The organism is Nocardioides luteus, assembly GCF_000960475.2.
Classification (GTDB): Bacteria; Actinomycetota; Actinomycetes; order Propionibacteriales; family Nocardioidaceae; genus Nocardioides; species Nocardioides luteus_A.
This window is the reverse complement of sequence record NZ_JZDQ02000015.1, coordinates 1-15,552: the sequence shown is the minus strand read 5'-3', so window position 1 is coordinate 15,552 and position 15,552 is coordinate 1. Positions and strand designations below refer to the sequence as shown.

Sequence of the window (15,552 nt, the reverse complement as noted above, 5' to 3'; positions counted from 1 at the left end):
GTGTGCCAAAGCACACTGTCTTTGGAGGACCCGTGACTGCCGTTTCCCCCACCGTCGCCGACGTCACCGCTCGACTCATCGAGCGTTCCGCCGCCACCCGGGCCGACTACCTGGCCCGCATCGAGGCCGCCCGGGTCGCCGGGCCCGCCCGCGGCCGGCTCGCGTGCAGCAACCTGGCCCACGGTTTCGCGGCCTCCACCGCGCCGACGAAGGCCGAGCTCAAGGTGATCACCCCGGCGGCGAAGCCCAACGTCGCGATCGTGACCTCCTACAACGACATGCTCTCGGCGCACGCTCCCTACGAGACGTACCCGCCGCTGCTCAAGGCCGCGGTGATGCGGGCCGGCGGGCTGGCGCAGGTCGCCGGCGGCGTACCCGCGATGTGCGACGGCATCACCCAGGGCCGCGACGGCATGCAGGTCTCGCTCTTCTCCCGCGACGTGATCGCGATGTCGGCCGGGATCGCCCTCTCGCACGACATGTTCGACGCGGCGCTGATGCTGGGCGTGTGCGACAAGATCGTGCCGGGCCTGCTGATCGGCGCGCTCTCCTTCGGCCATCTGCCGACCGTCTTCGTGCCCGCCGGCCCGATGTCCTCGGGGCTCCCCAACAAGGAGAAGGCCCGCGTCCGCCAGCGGTACGCAGCGGGCGAGGCCACCCGCGAGGAGCTGCTCGAGGCCGAGGCCGCCAGCTACCACTCCCGCGGCACCTGCACCTTCTACGGCACCGCCAACTCCAACCAGCTGCTGATGGAGGTGCTCGGCCTGCACCTGCCGGGCTCCTCGTTCGCCTCCCCGGACACCCTGCTACGAGCCGCGCTCAACCGCGCCGCCGCCGCGCGCGCCACCGAGCTGGCGCTCACCGGTGGTCCCGGCATCGGCGAGATGATCGACGAGAAGTCGATCATCAACGCGTGCGTCGCGCTGCTCGCCTCGGGCGGCTCGACCAACCACACCATGCACCTGGTCGCCATCGCCCGCGCCGCCGGGATCCAGCTGACCTGGGCCGACCTCTCCGACCTGTCGCCGGTGGTGCCGCTGCTCACCCGGATGTACCCCAACGGCTCCGCCGACGTGAACCACTTCCACGCCGCGGGCGGCGTGAGCTTCCTGGTCCGCACCCTGCTCGAGGCCGGCCTGCTCCACGAGGACGTCACCACGATCCTCGGCCCGGGGCTGTCGGCCTACACCCAGGAGTCCCGACTCACCCGCGACGGCGAGATCGAGCTGGTCGAGGGCGCCCCGGTCTCCGGCGACCTCGACGTGCTGCGGCCGGCCGAGGACCCGTTCTCGCCCGACGGTGGCCTGCGAGTGCTGACCGGCGACCTCGGCACCGCGGTCATCAAGACCTCGGCCGTCGCGCCCGAGCACCGGGTGGTCTCCGCCCCGGCGATCGTCTTCGACGACCAGGCCGACTTCCTCACCGCCTTCTCCGAGAAGCGCCTCGACGGTCGCGACTTCGTCGCGGTGATCCGCTACCAGGGTCCCGCAGCCAACGGGATGCCCGAGCTGCACAAGCTCACCCCGGCGCTCGGCGTGATGCAGGACCGCGGTCAGCACGTCGCGATCGTCACCGACGGCCGGATGTCCGGCGCGTCCGGCAAGGTGCCCGCTGCCATCCACCTCACCCCCGAGGCCGCGCTCGGCGGACCGCTCGCCCGCGTGCAGGACGGCGACCTGATCACCGTCGACGCCGTCGCCGGCACGCTCTCGATCGACGTCGACCCGGACGAGTTCGCGCACCGCCCGACCACCGGCCGGGCACCGCTCGACGCCGAGTGGCGCGGCACCGGCCGCGAGCTCTTCAGCGCCTTCCGCGCCACCGTCGGCTCCGCCGACACCGGCGCCTCCGTCTTTCAGTTCGCCGCATCGTCCCAGGAGAGCCCTGTCCATGTCTGACCTGAAGTCCACCGACCTGCTCGACCTCTCGCCGGTGATCCCGGTCGTCGTCGTCGACGCGATCGACCAGGCGGTGCCCGTGGCCCGCGCCCTCGCCGAGGGTGGCGTGCCCGTGGTCGAGCTGACGCTGCGTACGCCGGTCGCGCTCGACGCGATCCGGGCCATCGCCGAGGAGGTGCCGGAGGTCCTGATCGGCGCCGGCACGGTGACCTCCCCGGTGCTCGCCAAGGAGGCCGCAGCGGCCGGGGCACAGTTCCTGGTCTCGCCGGGCGCCACGCCGACCCTGCTCGGCGCGATGCGCGACACCGGCCTGCCGTTCCTGCCCGGCACCGCCACCGTCTCCGAGGCCCTCGCGGTGCTCGAGACCGGCCACACCGCGATGAAGTTCTTCCCGGCCGAGGCCTCCGGCGGCGCCAAGTTCCTGGGCTCGCTGCCGTCGGTTCTCCCCGACGCGCGCTTCTGCCCCACCGGCGGTATCTCGCTCGCCACCGCTCCGAGCTACCTCAGCCTCCGTAACGTCGGCTGCGTCGGCGGCTCCTGGCTCACCCCAGCCGACGCGCTCGCCTCCGGCGACTGGGACCGCGTCACCGCGCTCGCAGCCGCCACCGCTGCGCTGCGCTAGACGGTGAACGCCGCCTCGACCTCGGCGTAGACCGTGATGTCGTCCGGGTCGAAGGCCAGGTCCGGGGCCCCGGCGGCGTCCGCGAACTTGGCAGCAGCAGCGGCCGGCATGGGCATGGCCGTCGACTCGTACGCCAGCTCGCGGCTGACGCCGACGTCGTTGATGCTCCGGACCGCGACCGGGCCGAGGTCGAGGGCATCGGCGTAGTCCTGTGCCCGGATCTTGGCCTGGCGCACCGCCTCCTGACGTACGTCGCGCTCGACCTTGAGCCGGCTGTCCTTGGTCAGCCGCCAGTCGACGTGGTGGATCCGGAGGCCCTCGTCGCCGGCGGTGCGGCCGACCCAGGTCGCCAGCTCCGTGAAGTCGACGAACTCGACCGCGAGGCCCACGGAGGCATGGTGCACCAGCGGCAGCCGCTTGCCGTCCTGGTTCCAGGGCCGCTCGGCCGAGGTGCGCACCCGCTGGATGAGGAACCGCTCGATCGCGCCCTCCTGCTCGAGTCGCTCGAGCTCGCCCCGCACGCCGTGCAGCCCGCGCTGCAGCCGCTCCATCACCGGCTCGGGAGAGGCGCCCTCGAACCGGATCTCGGCCGACACCACCCCACGCTCCGGCGCCACCTCGACGCTGTGTGACCCACGCACCTTGATCAGGATGTCGCTCATGCCAGGAAACGTACGCCGTCAGCACCTATCCTCACCACCGTGACTGCAACGAGCCGCCTGAGGCAGATGACCGGACGCGACCCGCATGAGGAGCATCGGGCCGCGACCCCCTTGGAGCTGCTCTTCGACCTCACCTTCGTCGTCGCGTTCGGGGTGAGCGGCAACGAGCTCGCCCATCAGCTCGCTGAAGGACACGTGTGGGCCGGCATCGTGGCGTTCTGCTTCGCGTCGTTCGCGATCTGCTGGGCGTGGATCAACTACTCCTGGATGGCCTCGGCCTACGACACCGACGACTGGGCGTTCCGCCTGCTCACGATGGTGCAGATGGTCGGCGTGATCATCATGGCGCTCGGTCTGCCGGAGATGTTCGAGAGCATCCACGAGGGCGACCGGCTCCACAACGAGATCCTGATCGCCGGGTACGTCGTGATGCGGGTCGCGCTCTGCGGCCAGTGGCTGCGCGCCTGGCGCCAGGATCCCGGCCGGCGCGGCGTGCACCGCGTCTACCTGACCACGATCCTCACGGCGCAGGTGCTCTGGTGCGTCCTCGCCGTCCTGCCGCTCGACGTGCCGACCGCGTTCGCCGCGATGACGGTGCCACTGGTGGTCGAGCTGATCGGCCCGTTCATCGCCGAGCGCCGTTTCGGTGGCACGCCCTGGCACGCGCACCACATCGCGGAGCGCTACGGGCTGTTGGTGATCATCACCCTCGGCGAGGGCGTCATCGGCACGGTCGCGGTCGTGTCGGCGATCGTCCACAACCCGGAGATCGGGTGGAGCCTGGACGCGATCCTGCTGCTCACCGCCGGGATCGGGCTGACCTTCGGCCAGTGGTGGACCTACTTCACGATCCCCTGGGCCGAGGTGCTCCACCGCCGCCGCGACCGCTCGTTCCTGTGGGGCTACGGCCACATCCTGCTCTTCGCCTCGATCGCGGCCACCGGCGCCGGTCTCCACGTGGCCGCCTACCTGCTCCAGGACGAGTCCAAGCTCGGCGAGGTCGGCACGGTCGCGTCGGTCACCATCCCCGTGGCTGCGTACGCCCTGCTCCTGTACGTCCTCTACAACTCGTTCATGCACGTGATCGACCCGTTCCACATCCTGCTGGTCGTCCTCACCGCCGTCGTGCTGGTAGCGAGCGTCGTGCTCGCGGTCGCGGGTGTGCCGGTGTCGTGGTGCCTCATCGTCGTCGCGCTGGCGCCCGTGGTCACCATCGTCGGCTACGAGGCCCTCGGACACCGCCACCTGGCCAACCACCTCGAGGCACTCTGACCCGGCCCGCGGAGATTTCCCCACCCATCGGGAGATTCCCAACGCTCCGGAGGATGGGGGACGTTCCGACGGGTGGGGAAGTCTCTCGGGGAGTGGGGCATCAGACCGCCGCCCGGGCCATCGCCCGGATACGGGCCACGAGCCGAGCAGGGTCGGCCAGGTCTTCCCAGGTCAACCGGAGGAACCGATAGCCGGTGAGCTCGCGGATCTCGTCCTCCCGCTGCTTCTCGGCGAAGAGGGCGTCCGTGCCGGTCTGGCCGAACCTGCCGGAGTATTTCACCTTGCCGTCGAACTCCACGATCAGCCGCCACTCGTGCCACACCCAGTCGACCACGCCGACGAGACTCCCGTCGGCGCGCAGCACCTCCCACTGCTGCTGCGGCCGAGGCAGGCCGGCCTGGTCGAAGATCCACGACCCACGTGACTCGGCCACCGATCCCGACCGTGAACCGGCCATGGCGATCAGGGGTTGGAGCCGGCCCATCCGATGCCGGGCGTGCATCGCGACGTACGCCGCCTCCAGATCGGCGCGATCGAACTGCTTCGAACGCAGCCCGGACTCCAAGAGACAGAAGGCCGCTTCCGGCTCGAGGTGAACCGCTGCCTCGAGCACACACCGCTGCGGCGCCAGCACCCGGATGCCGGCGACATTGCGGATCTCGAGATCGCCCTTCCCGCGCTCGTGCTGCACGACGTCGCCGATGATCCGGCCCGAGCGGCCATCGAGCCGGGTCACGTGGATCCGCGCCAGGTCCAACCGCCAGCCGTCGATGGCGTGCGCGACCACCCCACTCGCGTGGCTGACCGCGACGTCGTCGCCGAGCGCCCGAACCGCCGCGCGCGTGCGGAGCCAATGTCGGTCGGTGTCTTCGAGCGGCGCCCATTCGTCGGCGAAGGCGTAGGCGCCCTTGCGCAGGCGGCGCCATTCACCGAGACGCACGGCCGTGCGGATGTCGTTGATGGTGCAGCCCGCCGCAAGGGCCTCGGCCCGGGTGAAGAAGCCGGCCCTCCTGGTGACCGCGCGCAATGACCTCATGGCGCCAGCATCAACCCAGCCTGTCGGTGGCGAAATCGCAATCAGACGACCTGTGGACAACCCGACCCCGAGCATGCCCTGTGGACGGCAGCTGGCCCCGAACGATCCCCCACAAATGAGTAGGTTCCCCACGCTCCGGAGCGTGGGGAACCTACCTGCGAGTGGGGATCTCTCCCCACGAGTGGGACATCAGGCCTTCGGCTCGGGGCCGGGCTCGCCGTCCTCCGTCTCCTCGACCTCGTCGATCTGCTCGGCGGTCACGGTGTGTTCGTCGTCGCCGGCCGCGAGGAGGCCGTAGAGCTTGCGCCGGGTGTCGGCGAGGATGTCGGCGGCCGCCTGGCGCTGGCCCTCGGTGCCGGAGGTGGCGAGCTGCCACACGGCCGGGAGCACCTGGGCGAGCTCGCCGCCGAGGATCCCGAAGCCGGCGAGGTCGCCCATGCCCTGGCCGCCGCGGCCACCACGGGCACCGGCGCGGGCGTTGTCGACGGCCTTGTCGAACGGCTTCCACACGGCGGCCAGCTCGTCGCTGTGCTCGGTGGCGTAGGTCTTGCCGGCCTCGGTCAGCCGGATCGCCCGGCGGCCGTGCTCGTCGTCGGACTCCACGAGACCCTCGTCCTCGAGCTGCTGGATGGTCGGGTAGACCGAGCCGGGGCTCGGCCGCCACTCACCCGAGCTGCGCTCGGAGATCTGCTGGATCACCTGGTAGCCGTTGATCACCTGGGCCTGCTCGGCCGCTTCGGCCAGCACGTAGATGATCGCGGAGCGTACGTCACCACGGCGGACCCGGGGACCGGGCCGCTGCGGGGGCTGGTTGTCGAAGCCGAGCAGCGCCGCGATCCACGGGGGCGGACCAGCCGGTCCGCGACCGCGACCGTGGTGGCCGCCCTGCCAACCGGGGCCGCCGGGGCCACCCCAACCGGGTCCGCCCCAACCGGGACCACCCTGCCAGCCGTGGGAGCGGCGCGGGCCGCCCTTGCCGAACTCTCGACCGATCTGGTCGATCCAGTCACCCCAAGGGTTGTTGTTGTTCATGATTCTTCTCCCATGTCGAAAGTCTAGATCGCGTTCCTTCGCGATATATCGTGATCTTACGTCGATGATCGAAGCGATTCAAGCCAAATGCAGGGAGCCCCCGGAAGATCCGGGGGCTCCCTGACTCAGACCCTGAGGGTCGTGGGCGCGATCAGACGCCTGGCGTCGGCGGCGGCGTCGGGTTCTGAGCGGTCGGCGCGGCAGCCGAACGGGTGCCACCACCCTCCGCCTGGAGCCTCTCCAGCTGCCGGGCGGCAGCGTCGCGACCACCGAGACCGAAGGCGAGCGCCGCGGCAGCGGCACCACCGACGACCACGGCACCGAAGCCGAGGTTGATGATCGAGTCGGCCAGACCCATGAACTTCAGCCCGATCGCGACGAACAGCACGATCGTGGCGTACTTCAGGATCTGCGAGGCCGACCCGGGCACGAGCTTCGCGATGACACCGGCGATCACGACACCGGCGGCGATGATCGCGCCACCGAAGATGACCTTGCCACCGAGCTCGAGCACCTCGCTGATGAACGCGGTGATCTGCGGGAACTCCAGCATCTGCGCCGCCATCACGGCGAAGAAGAGCACGATGCCGATCTGGATCACCTTGGTGATCGCCGGGGTGGCGCTCTGGCCGGCGGGCAGCACGTCCATCGAACGCAGCGCGTTGTCGAAGCCGAGACCGTCGATGATCTGGCCCAGGATGTCGGCGGCGAAGCGGGCGATGAGCACGCCGATGCCGAGCAGGATCGCGGCGGCGATGAGCTTCGGGATAGCGGCCAGGATCATGTTGAGCATGCCCTCGGCGGGCTCCGAGATGGAGCTGATCCCAAGGATCTGCAGAGCGGCGATGGCCACCACGATCATGATGATCGCGTAGAGCACGAGACCGATGACCTTGACGATCTGCGCGGCAGTGCCGGCGGGCGCCGCCGGTGCAGCGTACGGGTCGGCGTCGTCGTCGACACCCACGGTCGCGTCAACACGGCCGGAGAGCTTGCTGCCACTGCCGATCCACTTGTCGAACGGGACCGCACCGAGCGCGGTCTCGACGAGCTGGCGGACGACCTTGGCGACGAGCGCGCCGACAACGAAGACGAAGACCGCGCCGATGAGGTTGGGCAGGAAGCCCAGCACCCCGTCGAGCAGGCCCTGGATCGGCGTCAGCACAGCGCTGAGCTCGAACAGGTCCAGCAGCGCGATCAGACCGAAGAGCCACACCAGCAGACCGGCTACTGAACCGAGGCTCTTGCCGATGGTGTCCCCGTCATTTCCAGCCTTCTGGAGGAACGGGATCTTCGAGGTCAGCTTCGCGAACGCCCAAGCGACGATCTTCGCGATGATCCACGTGACCAGGATGATGACGATCGCGGCGAGCACTTTGCCCCCGAGAGCCACCCAGTCGATGTCCTTCACGGCATCCATTTGTCTCTCCCCTCAATAGGGTTTGTTGAGAAGGTGCCTGAGATCGACGAGCAGCCCGAGTGATGCGCGCAACAGGCACCTCTGCTTCCAGAGACGTTCGTCCAGATGGAGCCGTGAAGCAAGTTTGGCGCTCCAGCGGACGCAAATCAGCAAAGGATTTACAATTCGGCGCTTCCTGTCACGAACGCACCGAAACGCGATCTACGAGACCAGCCAGGTCGCGTACGCATCGAAGGAGTAGGGCCGGCCGAGGAAGTCGGCGACCAGATCGGCGGCGTCCTTCTCTCCGCCGCGGGCGAGCACCAGGTCGCGGTAGCGTCCGGCCACCTCGGGGGCGAACAGGTCGTCCCGGTCGAAGGCGCTGAACAGGTCCTTCGCGATGACCAGCGACCACATGTAGGTGTAGTAGGCCGACGAGTAGCCGCCCAGGTGGCCGAAGTTGGCGAAGAAGTGGGTGCCGTCGAGGTAGGGATAGGGCGAGTACGCCGCCTGCAGCTCCTGCAGCCGCTTGGTGAGGTCCTCGGGCTGCTCCTTGTGGAACCAGTAGGAGATGGCGGCGTAGAACATCTGCTGCCGCGCGTGGTAGCCCTTGCCGAAGTCGTCCGCCGCCCGCATCCGCGCCACCAGGTCGGCCGGGATCGGCTCGCCCGCCTCGTTGGTGGCGAAGGTCTGGAGCACCTCGGCGTCCCAGGCCCACTCCTCGAGCATCTGGCTGGGCGCCTCGACGAAGTCCCACTCCGTCGCGACCCCGGAGAACCGCGCCCACTCGCCCTGCCCGCCGAGCACGTGGTGGATCAGGTGGCCGAACTCGTGGAAGAGCGTCACCACGTGGTCGTGCTCCATCAGACCGCGGGAGAAGTTGCAGACCAGCACGCCCTCGGGCAGCTGGCGGCCCTTCACCCCGGTGGCGAGGTCGAACTGCGCGGCGTGCTTGTACTTGCCCTCGCGGGGGTGGAGATCGAGGTGGATCCGGCCGAGGCGCTCGTCGCCGTCGTGCGGGTAGACGTCGAAGACGCTGACGTCCTCGTGCCAGGTGACCACGTCGGAGACCGGCTCGTAGCGCAGCCCGAAGAGGCGTCCGGTGACGTCCAGCAGCCCCTGGTGCACCTTCGCGAAGTCGAAGTAGGTACGCACCACCTGGCTGTCGACGTCGTACTTCTCCTGGCGGACCAGCTCCTCGTAGTAGAGCGCGTCGGCCGCGGAGACCGCGCTGGCCCCAGGGACGTCGCGGTCATAGCGGTCGAGGAGCACCTCGAGGTCACGCTTCATCCGGCCTTCGGCCGCTGCAGCGATCCGGTCGATGAACTCCGGGATCGCCGACCCCTCGCCGATCATCTTCACCGCGGCGTCGAAGGCCGGCCAGTCCTCGTAGCCGACCAGCGTGGCCAGCTCGTGACGCAGCGCGAACATCTCCTTCAGGACCGCGTCGTTGTGCGGCCAGCCGCGCTCGAGCCCGGCCACTGTGACGGCGCGACGGATCGCCGGGTCCTTCACGAACATCCGGGCCGGAAGCGCGTCGGGGTAGTCGGTGGTGATCTCCACGAGCCCCTTGTCGTTGACCGGGTGCGCCTCCAGCCAGTCGGCCGGCATCCCGTCCAGCTGTTCGGGCGTGGCCGTGGTGATGCGTACGTCGTCCCGGGTCACGCGGGAGAACTCGAGGTTGAGCTCGGTGAGCCGTTCGTTGATCTCGGTGAGCCGGGACCGGGTCGCGTCGTCACGGTCGACACCGGCGCGGGTGAAGTCCTGCAGCGTCTTCTCGAGAAGCCGGGCCGCGAGCGGGTCGAGCGCCGCGGTCTGCTCCTCGGGGAGGTCGGCGAAGACGCGGTAGAGGGCCTGGTCCTGGGTGAGCTCGGTGCGCAGCCGGTCGACCTCGACCTCGGTGTCCTCGCAGGCGGTGCGGACCGCCTCGACGGGGTGCACGTTGGCGAGCAGCCCGGCCAGCCCGCCGAGCGAGCCGAGCTCGAGCGAGAGCTGGTCCCAGGCCTTCAGCACCTCGAGCGCCTGGCTCGGCGGCGCGGTGCGCAGCCGCTCGGCCAGCTCGCGCACGTGCGTCAGCGTCGCCGACGTACGCTCCTTGACCCAGGCCTCCGCGGCCTCGGTGTCGGGCAGGGCAAGCGGCTCAGGCGTACTCATGCCGCAAGCCTGCCACGACCTCGTCAGTAGAGGATGTAGTTCCTCGTCATCTGCACCGGCGCAGCCGTCAGCGGGACCAGCCACAGCCGTCCGCAGGCGGTGGTGGTGCCCCGGACGGAGGCCCACTTCCAGCCGACCGTGCTCGACCAGGCGTTGACCGTGCCGATCTTCGTCGAGCCGAGCAGGACGGTCATCCTGCCCTGGTGCGGCCCCGTGCGGACACGGAGCCGGGCACCCTTCGCACAGTAGGCACCGTTGGAGCGCTGCTTCCCGTAGCGCGTCGAGACGTAGACGACGTCCGGACCGTCGGAGCTGCCGTCCAGGTTGAGCTTGGAGACCAGGTTGGGCTGGCAGCACCAGGAGAACGTCTCGCCGGCGAGCATCGGCGCGTGCGAGCAGTGCCAGCCGCTCCAGGCCGAGGTCAGCCCGGCGGCGTCCTTGGCACGGACCCGGAAACACCCGACACCGCCCGACTCCAGGGTGGTCGTGACCGACGTACGCGACGGGTAGAGCCAGGTGCTGGACCCGTCGGCGCGCCAGACGTAGCTCGCCGCGCTCATCTTCGCGACCTCGGTCGGCGAGCTGCTCCGCGGCGCGACCTTGACCTGCACCTGGTAGCCGGCGATGCCCGCGTCGTCGCTGGCTGCGTAGGTGAAGGCGGGGTTCCACTGGATGATCCCGGTCGTCTTGGCGGGCAGCCAGGTGGTGACCACCGCCTTCGTGATCCGGGGCGCGGTGTTGGCCTGCGCAGGCTGGGCGGCCAGCAGGCCAGCACCGAGCAGTCCGGTGATCAACAGGCTGAGAAGATGGGTCCGACGACCACCGTGATGAGGCAACCAAACTCCTAGGGAACGGGCTCGAACGAGCACAGCGGACGTACCCTAGCGGGCATCCGCCAGGGCTCCGATCCAGGTCGCCCTAATCGTCGAAGCGGTCCATGTTCGGGAAACGGTGCACCTCCTGCGGCCAGTCGAGCGCGACCGACATCCGGCCGGCCCAGTAGCGCGCCGCGTCGTCGTCAGGCACGTCGATGACGAAGAAGCCGCCGAGGTGCTCCTTGGTCTCGACGTACGGGCCGTCGGTGAAGACGGGCTCGCCGTCGGCACCGAGCTCGACGCTGAACAGAGCGGTCGAGGCGTCGATCCCGCCGTTGCCGTAGACGAAGACCCCGGCGTCCTTCATCTCCTTGGTCACGGCCATCGAGGTGTCGCGCTTGTGGCGCAGCTGCTCCAGCGTGTGCTCGGCGACCCACTCGTCGTTGAACGCGATGATGTATTCCGGCATTCGTCTCTCCTCGTCTCGGGATTCGTTTCAGGGCGGTCGGGTGACCGCCGCTCACTTCCTCTACGAACGCCCCGGCCCCGATCCGACAGGGTCGGGCGAAAATTCCTCAGATTCGTCCGAGCTGGTCCCTGCGCCTGGTCAGCAGCGCGACCTCGGCCGCGTTCTCGGCGAGCTCGATGGCCCGGTCGTACGCCGCGCGCGACTCGCCGCTGCGCCCCAGCCGCCGCAGCAGGTCGGCCCGGGTGGCGTGGAAGGCGTGGTAGTCGTCCAGGTCGAGCCGGTCGATCTCGGCGAGGGCGACCTCGGGGCCGTCCAGCTCGGCGACGGCGATGGCCCGGTTGAGCCGCACGATCGGCGAGGCGTCGACCCGGATCATCTGGTCGTAGAGCGCGACGATCTGGGACCAGTCGGTGTCGCGGGCGTCCCGCACCGAGGTGTGGACGGCGTTGATGGCCGCCAGGATCTGGTAGCGCCCGGGCCCCGGGCCACCGTTGGCGACGACGGCGAGCCGCTCGCGCACCAGCGCATGGCCCTCGGCGATCAGCGCGAGGTCCCAGGAGCCGCGGTCCTGCTCGTCGAGTCGCACCAGCTCGCCGGTCGCCGAGACCCGAGCCGTACGCCGCGCCTCGATCAGCAGCATCAGGGCCAGCAGGCCGGCGACCTCGCCGTCGTCCGGGAGCAGGGCACGGACCAGGCGGGTCAGCCGGATGGCCTCGAGGGTCAGGTCGCTGCGTACGGCGTTCTCGTGGTCGCCGGAGGAGAGGTAGCCCTCGTTGAAGACCAGGAAGAGGACCGCCAGGACACCCGAGACCCGCTCGGGGAGATCGGCCGCCTCCGGGACCCGATAGGGGATGTGGGCGGCCTTGATCTTGTTCTTCGCGCGGGTGATCCGCTGGCCCATCGTGGTCTCCTGGACCAGGAACGCCTTGGCGATCTCGGGCACGGTCAGACCGCCGACCATCCGCAGCGTCAGCGCGATCCGCGCCTCGGGCGCGAGCGCGGGGTGGCAGCAGGTGAACAGCAGCCGCAGCCGGTCGTCCTCGATCGCGCCGAGAGGCTCGTGCGGGGTGTCATCGTGCATCGCGACGGCCTCCTTCTGCTTGTCGTCACGCTTGGACTCGCGGCGGATCCGGTCGATCGCGCGGCGGTTGGCGGTGGTGGTGAGCCACGCGCCCGGGTTAGGTGGTACGCCGTCGAGCGGCCAGCGCTCGACGGCGACCGCGAACGCCTCGGCCGCGGCGTCCTCGGCGATGTCGAGGTCGCCGAAACGGCGGGTCAGACTGGCGACCACCCGAGCCCACTCCTCGTGGTGGGCCCGGGTGATCGCCTCGTCGACGTCGGTCACTCGACGCCGTGCATCGGGCGGACCTCGACCTTGCCGAGGCAGGCCGCGGAGCCCTCCGCGGCGAGCTCGAGCGCGACATCGAGGTTGGGCACGTCGATGACCCAGAAGCCACCGATGAACTCCTTCGCCTCGGTGTAGGGCCCGTCGGTGTAGACCGGCTTGTCACCCGTTCCGTCGACGACGGTCGCGGTCTTCGGGGAGTCGAGGCCGTTCGCGAAGACGAAGTAGCCCTGGTCCATGAGCTTCTGGTTGAACGCTCCGGTCGCGGCGAACGAGGCCTGCATCTGCTCCTCGGACTCATAGCCACCGAAGGGCTTCTCGAGATCCTCTTCGCTGCCCCACACGGACATCAGGTACTGAACCATGGTGATCACTCCTCTGTGCCGGACGGTCCCGGTGACCGTCTCTCACCCCTGCTACGAACGTCTACACCTCGATCCGACACCTCTCATCGGAATTTCTCCAGGTAAATTGATTCGCTTAGCATCAGTGGTCTCGACAGGCTCGACCACCGGACTCTCAGGATCAACAGCATTTGAGCATCGCGGACAGGCTCAGGGGTGCCGTCGCCGACACCCGCCCCCTCCAGGAGCCGCACTTCCGGCGCCTCTGGACCGCCGGGATCATCACCATGATCGGCGCGCAGCTGACCGTGGTCGCGGTGCCGGCCCAGATCTACGCGGACACCGGCTCGTCGGCGTACGTCGGTCTGACGGGCGTCTTCGGACTGGTCCCGCTGATCGTCTTCGGGCTCTACGGCGGCGCGCTCGCGGACCACTTCGACCGGCGTACGATCCTGATGGTCTCGACCACCGGGCTGATCGTCACCAGTGCGCTCTTCTGGCTCCAGTCCGCGCTCGGGATCACCAACGTGTGGGCGCTGCTGTGCCTCTTCTCGGTGCAGCAGGCCTTCTTCGCGGTCAACCAGCCGACCCGGAACTCGCTGCTCCCGAAGATCCTGCCCGCCCACCTGCTCCCGGCCGCCAACTCGCTCAACATGACGGTCTTCCAGGCCGGCGCGATCGCCGGCCCGCTGGTCGCCGGCGTGATGCTGCCGTTCACCGGGTTCACCTGGCTGTACGCCATCGACACGGTCACCCTCTTCGCGACCCTCTACGCCGTCGTGCTGCTGCCCCGGATCCCCGTCGAGGGCGCCGGCTCGAAGGTGCCCGGGCTGCGGTCGGTCTGGGACGGCTTCGCCTACCTGCGTCACCAGCCGGTGCTGCTGATGAGTTTCGTGGTCGACCTGATCGCGATGGTCTTCGCGATGCCGCGGGCGCTGTTCCCGCAGATCGCGCACGAGTCCTTCGGCGGTCCCACCGAGGGCGGGATCGCGTTCGCGCTGCTCTTCGCGGCCATCCCGGCCGGCGCGGTGATCGGCGGGATCTTCTCGGGCTGGGTCTCCCGCATCGAGGCCCAGGGGCGCGTGGTCATCTGGTGCATCGGCGTCTGGGCGCTCGGGATCACCCTGTTCGGGCTCACCGTCGCCTTCGCGGACCACCTCACGCCCCTGATGCTGGCCCTCGGCGTGCTCTTCATGATGGTCGCCGGCGCGGCCGACGTGGCCTCGGCGGCCATCCGGATGTCGATGCTGCAGTCGGCGGCCGACGACAACGTACGCGGCCGGCTGCAGGGGGTCTTCACGGTGGTCGTCGCGGGCGGCCCACGAGTGGCCGACGTCCTGCACGGAGGTGCGGCGGCCGTGGTCGGCACCGCGATCGCGACCACCGGCGGCGGCCTGCTCAACATTCTCGGGATCGCGCTGTGCGCGCTGCTCGTGCCGAGCTTCCTCGCCTACCGGGTCAACCGGACCGCGCCCGCCGAGAGCGAGCTGCTAGACCACGAAGGCACGAAGTAGCCCGGCGAGCACCTCGGGCTGGTCGATCGGCACCAGCGTGGCGGAGTCCTTGACGATCTCCAGGCGCGCGTCGGGATAGTGCCCGGCCAGCCGCGGACCGTGCTCGGCGGGCATCAGCGTGTCCTGGTCCGCCCAGACCACGAGCACCGGCTTGGTGAACTTCCGCTGGCCCTCGGCGAGCTCGAGCAGCTCGTCGCGACCCGGGGCACCGCCCGCGAACTTGATGAAGTCGCGGCGGATCGCCTTGTCGGTCAGGGCCGGCGCGAACCAGCCGTGAACGAGGTCGTCGTAGAGGTGGTAGTCCTTGTCGACCGACATCCCGCCGTAGCCCCAGCGCGCCTGCCGGAAGCTCGCCATGCGGAACAGCTGCAGCCCCGCGGTGAACAACGGCGGCACCTTCGAGAGCACCGCCAGCGGCTTGGCCGCCTTCGGCGGGTAGTTGTCGAAGGCCTCGCACGCCACCAGCGCCAAGCGCGCGATGCGGTCGGTGCGGTCCTCGTTGATGAGGAACTGGCCACCGCCCCAGTCATTGAGGACCAGGGTCACGTCGTGGAGGTCGAGCGCGTCGAGGAAGTCACCGAGGATGTTGGCCACGCCGACCTGGCTGAGGTCGGCGTCGGGGTTCATCGGCTTGCGGTGACCGCCGAGCGGCAGCGTCGGCCGGATCACCCGGAACCCGCCGAGGTAGGGCAGGGCACGACGCCACAGACGGCCGTCCATCGGCACTCCGTGGAGGAGCACGAGGACAGGGCCGTCACCGCCGGTATCCTCGTAATCGATCGGACCGGCCGACAGCTGGACGCTGGGCATTCAGTGGGCTCCTCGAAGCAATGACGTGGGGTGCCCACACCTTGCCCCCCGGGGGACACCGGTGCAACGGGAATCGCCCAATTGCCGGCGCATCTGGGCCTATCGCGGGTCTTAGGTCCCTGAGCATCAGGGACCTTTCGATACGCCCTGGGGTGTGAGTGATGCGGCGGGTGGAGCAAC

General features: G+C 69.6%; 14 protein-coding genes. 4 read left to right on the top strand and 10 right to left on the bottom strand.

Annotated elements, in window-relative coordinates; genetic code table 11:
- Nucleotides 1–32 precede the first annotated feature (32 nt).
- Both edd and eda read left to right on the top strand, forming a co-directional pair.
- The gene (gene edd / locus UG56_RS12085; RefSeq protein WP_045548277.1) at nt 33–1,898 is read left to right on the top strand and encodes a phosphogluconate dehydratase; all 1,866 of its coding nucleotides are present in this window, start codon (nt 33–35) and stop codon (nt 1,896–1,898) included.
- Nucleotides 1,891–2,520: a bifunctional 4-hydroxy-2-oxoglutarate aldolase/2-dehydro-3-deoxy-phosphogluconate aldolase gene (gene eda, locus UG56_RS12080; RefSeq protein ID WP_045548276.1), complete on the top strand. Its 630-nt coding sequence runs from the start codon at nt 1,891–1,893 to the stop codon at nt 2,518–2,520. Before edd ends, eda begins: the two co-directional genes overlap by 8 nt.
- On the opposite strand, the gene UG56_RS12075 is transcribed toward eda, so the two are convergent.
- Nucleotides 2,517–3,182 carry an SIMPL domain-containing protein gene (locus UG56_RS12075; RefSeq protein WP_045548275.1) on the bottom strand — a complete coding sequence of 222 codons (666 nt, stop codon included), beginning with the start codon at nt 3,180–3,182 and terminating at the stop codon, nt 2,517–2,519. The genes eda and UG56_RS12075 overlap by 4 nt on opposite strands.
- A 39-nt stretch (nt 3,183–3,221) precedes the next feature.
- Between UG56_RS12075 and UG56_RS12070 the strand changes: the two genes are divergently transcribed.
- Nucleotides 3,222–4,454 (top strand): low temperature requirement protein A, encoded by a 1,233-nt coding sequence (locus tag UG56_RS12070; RefSeq protein WP_218145202.1) that lies wholly within the window; start codon nt 3,222–3,224, stop codon nt 4,452–4,454.
- Between the two features lie 100 nt (nt 4,455–4,554).
- Here the strand turns inward: UG56_RS12070 and UG56_RS12065 are convergent, their stop codons facing one another.
- The 8 genes from UG56_RS12065 to UG56_RS12030 all read right to left on the bottom strand — a co-directional run bounded on the left by UG56_RS12065 (nt 4,555) and on the right by UG56_RS12030 (nt 13,069).
- Nucleotides 4,555–5,490 (bottom strand): type IV toxin-antitoxin system AbiEi family antitoxin domain-containing protein, encoded by a 936-nt coding sequence (locus UG56_RS12065; protein ID WP_177191466.1) that lies wholly within the window; start codon nt 5,488–5,490, stop codon nt 4,555–4,557.
- Nucleotides 5,491–5,679: 189 nt separating this feature from the next.
- Nucleotides 5,680–6,522, bottom strand: a complete 843-nt coding sequence (locus tag UG56_RS12060; RefSeq protein ID WP_052693431.1) for a PadR family transcriptional regulator — start codon at nt 6,520–6,522, stop codon at nt 5,680–5,682.
- A 151-nt stretch (nt 6,523–6,673) separates the two neighbouring features.
- Nucleotides 6,674–7,942, bottom strand: a complete 1,269-nt coding sequence (locus tag UG56_RS12055) for a mechanosensitive ion channel (RefSeq protein ID WP_045548272.1) — start codon at nt 7,940–7,942, stop codon at nt 6,674–6,676.
- A gap of 201 nt (nt 7,943–8,143) precedes the next feature.
- Complete coding sequence (locus UG56_RS12050; RefSeq protein ID WP_045548271.1) at nt 8,144–10,075, bottom strand: M3 family metallopeptidase; 1,932 nt, start codon at nt 10,073–10,075, stop codon at nt 8,144–8,146.
- 23 nt (nt 10,076–10,098) lie between these two features.
- Nucleotides 10,099–10,869 carry a hypothetical protein gene (locus UG56_RS12045; protein WP_045548270.1) on the bottom strand — a complete coding sequence of 257 codons (771 nt, stop codon included), beginning with the start codon at nt 10,867–10,869 and terminating at the stop codon, nt 10,099–10,101.
- Between the two features lie 124 nt (nt 10,870–10,993).
- The gene (locus UG56_RS12040) at nt 10,994–11,359 is read right to left on the bottom strand and encodes a YciI family protein (protein ID WP_045548269.1); all 366 of its coding nucleotides are present in this window, start codon (nt 11,357–11,359) and stop codon (nt 10,994–10,996) included.
- A gap of 106 nt (nt 11,360–11,465) precedes the next feature.
- Nucleotides 11,466–12,704 (bottom strand): RNA polymerase sigma factor, encoded by a 1,239-nt coding sequence (locus tag UG56_RS12035; protein ID WP_045548268.1) that lies wholly within the window; start codon nt 12,702–12,704, stop codon nt 11,466–11,468.
- The gene (locus tag UG56_RS12030; protein ID WP_045548267.1) at nt 12,701–13,069 is read right to left on the bottom strand and encodes a YciI family protein; all 369 of its coding nucleotides are present in this window, start codon (nt 13,067–13,069) and stop codon (nt 12,701–12,703) included. The genes UG56_RS12035 and UG56_RS12030 overlap by 4 nt, the downstream gene beginning before the upstream one ends.
- 170 nt (nt 13,070–13,239) lie before the next feature.
- Here UG56_RS12030 and UG56_RS12025 point away from each other — a divergent pair, with 170 nt between their 5' ends.
- Complete coding sequence (locus UG56_RS12025; RefSeq protein ID WP_045548266.1) at nt 13,240–14,562, top strand: MFS transporter; 1,323 nt, start codon at nt 13,240–13,242, stop codon at nt 14,560–14,562.
- On the opposite strand, the gene UG56_RS12020 is transcribed toward UG56_RS12025, so the two are convergent.
- On the bottom strand, nt 14,539–15,372 hold the full coding sequence (locus UG56_RS12020; RefSeq protein WP_045548265.1) for an alpha/beta fold hydrolase: 834 nt from the start codon (nt 15,370–15,372) through the stop codon (nt 14,539–14,541). The two genes, UG56_RS12025 and UG56_RS12020, sit on opposite strands and share 24 nt — an antisense overlap.
- Nucleotides 15,373–15,552 lie beyond the last annotated feature (180 nt).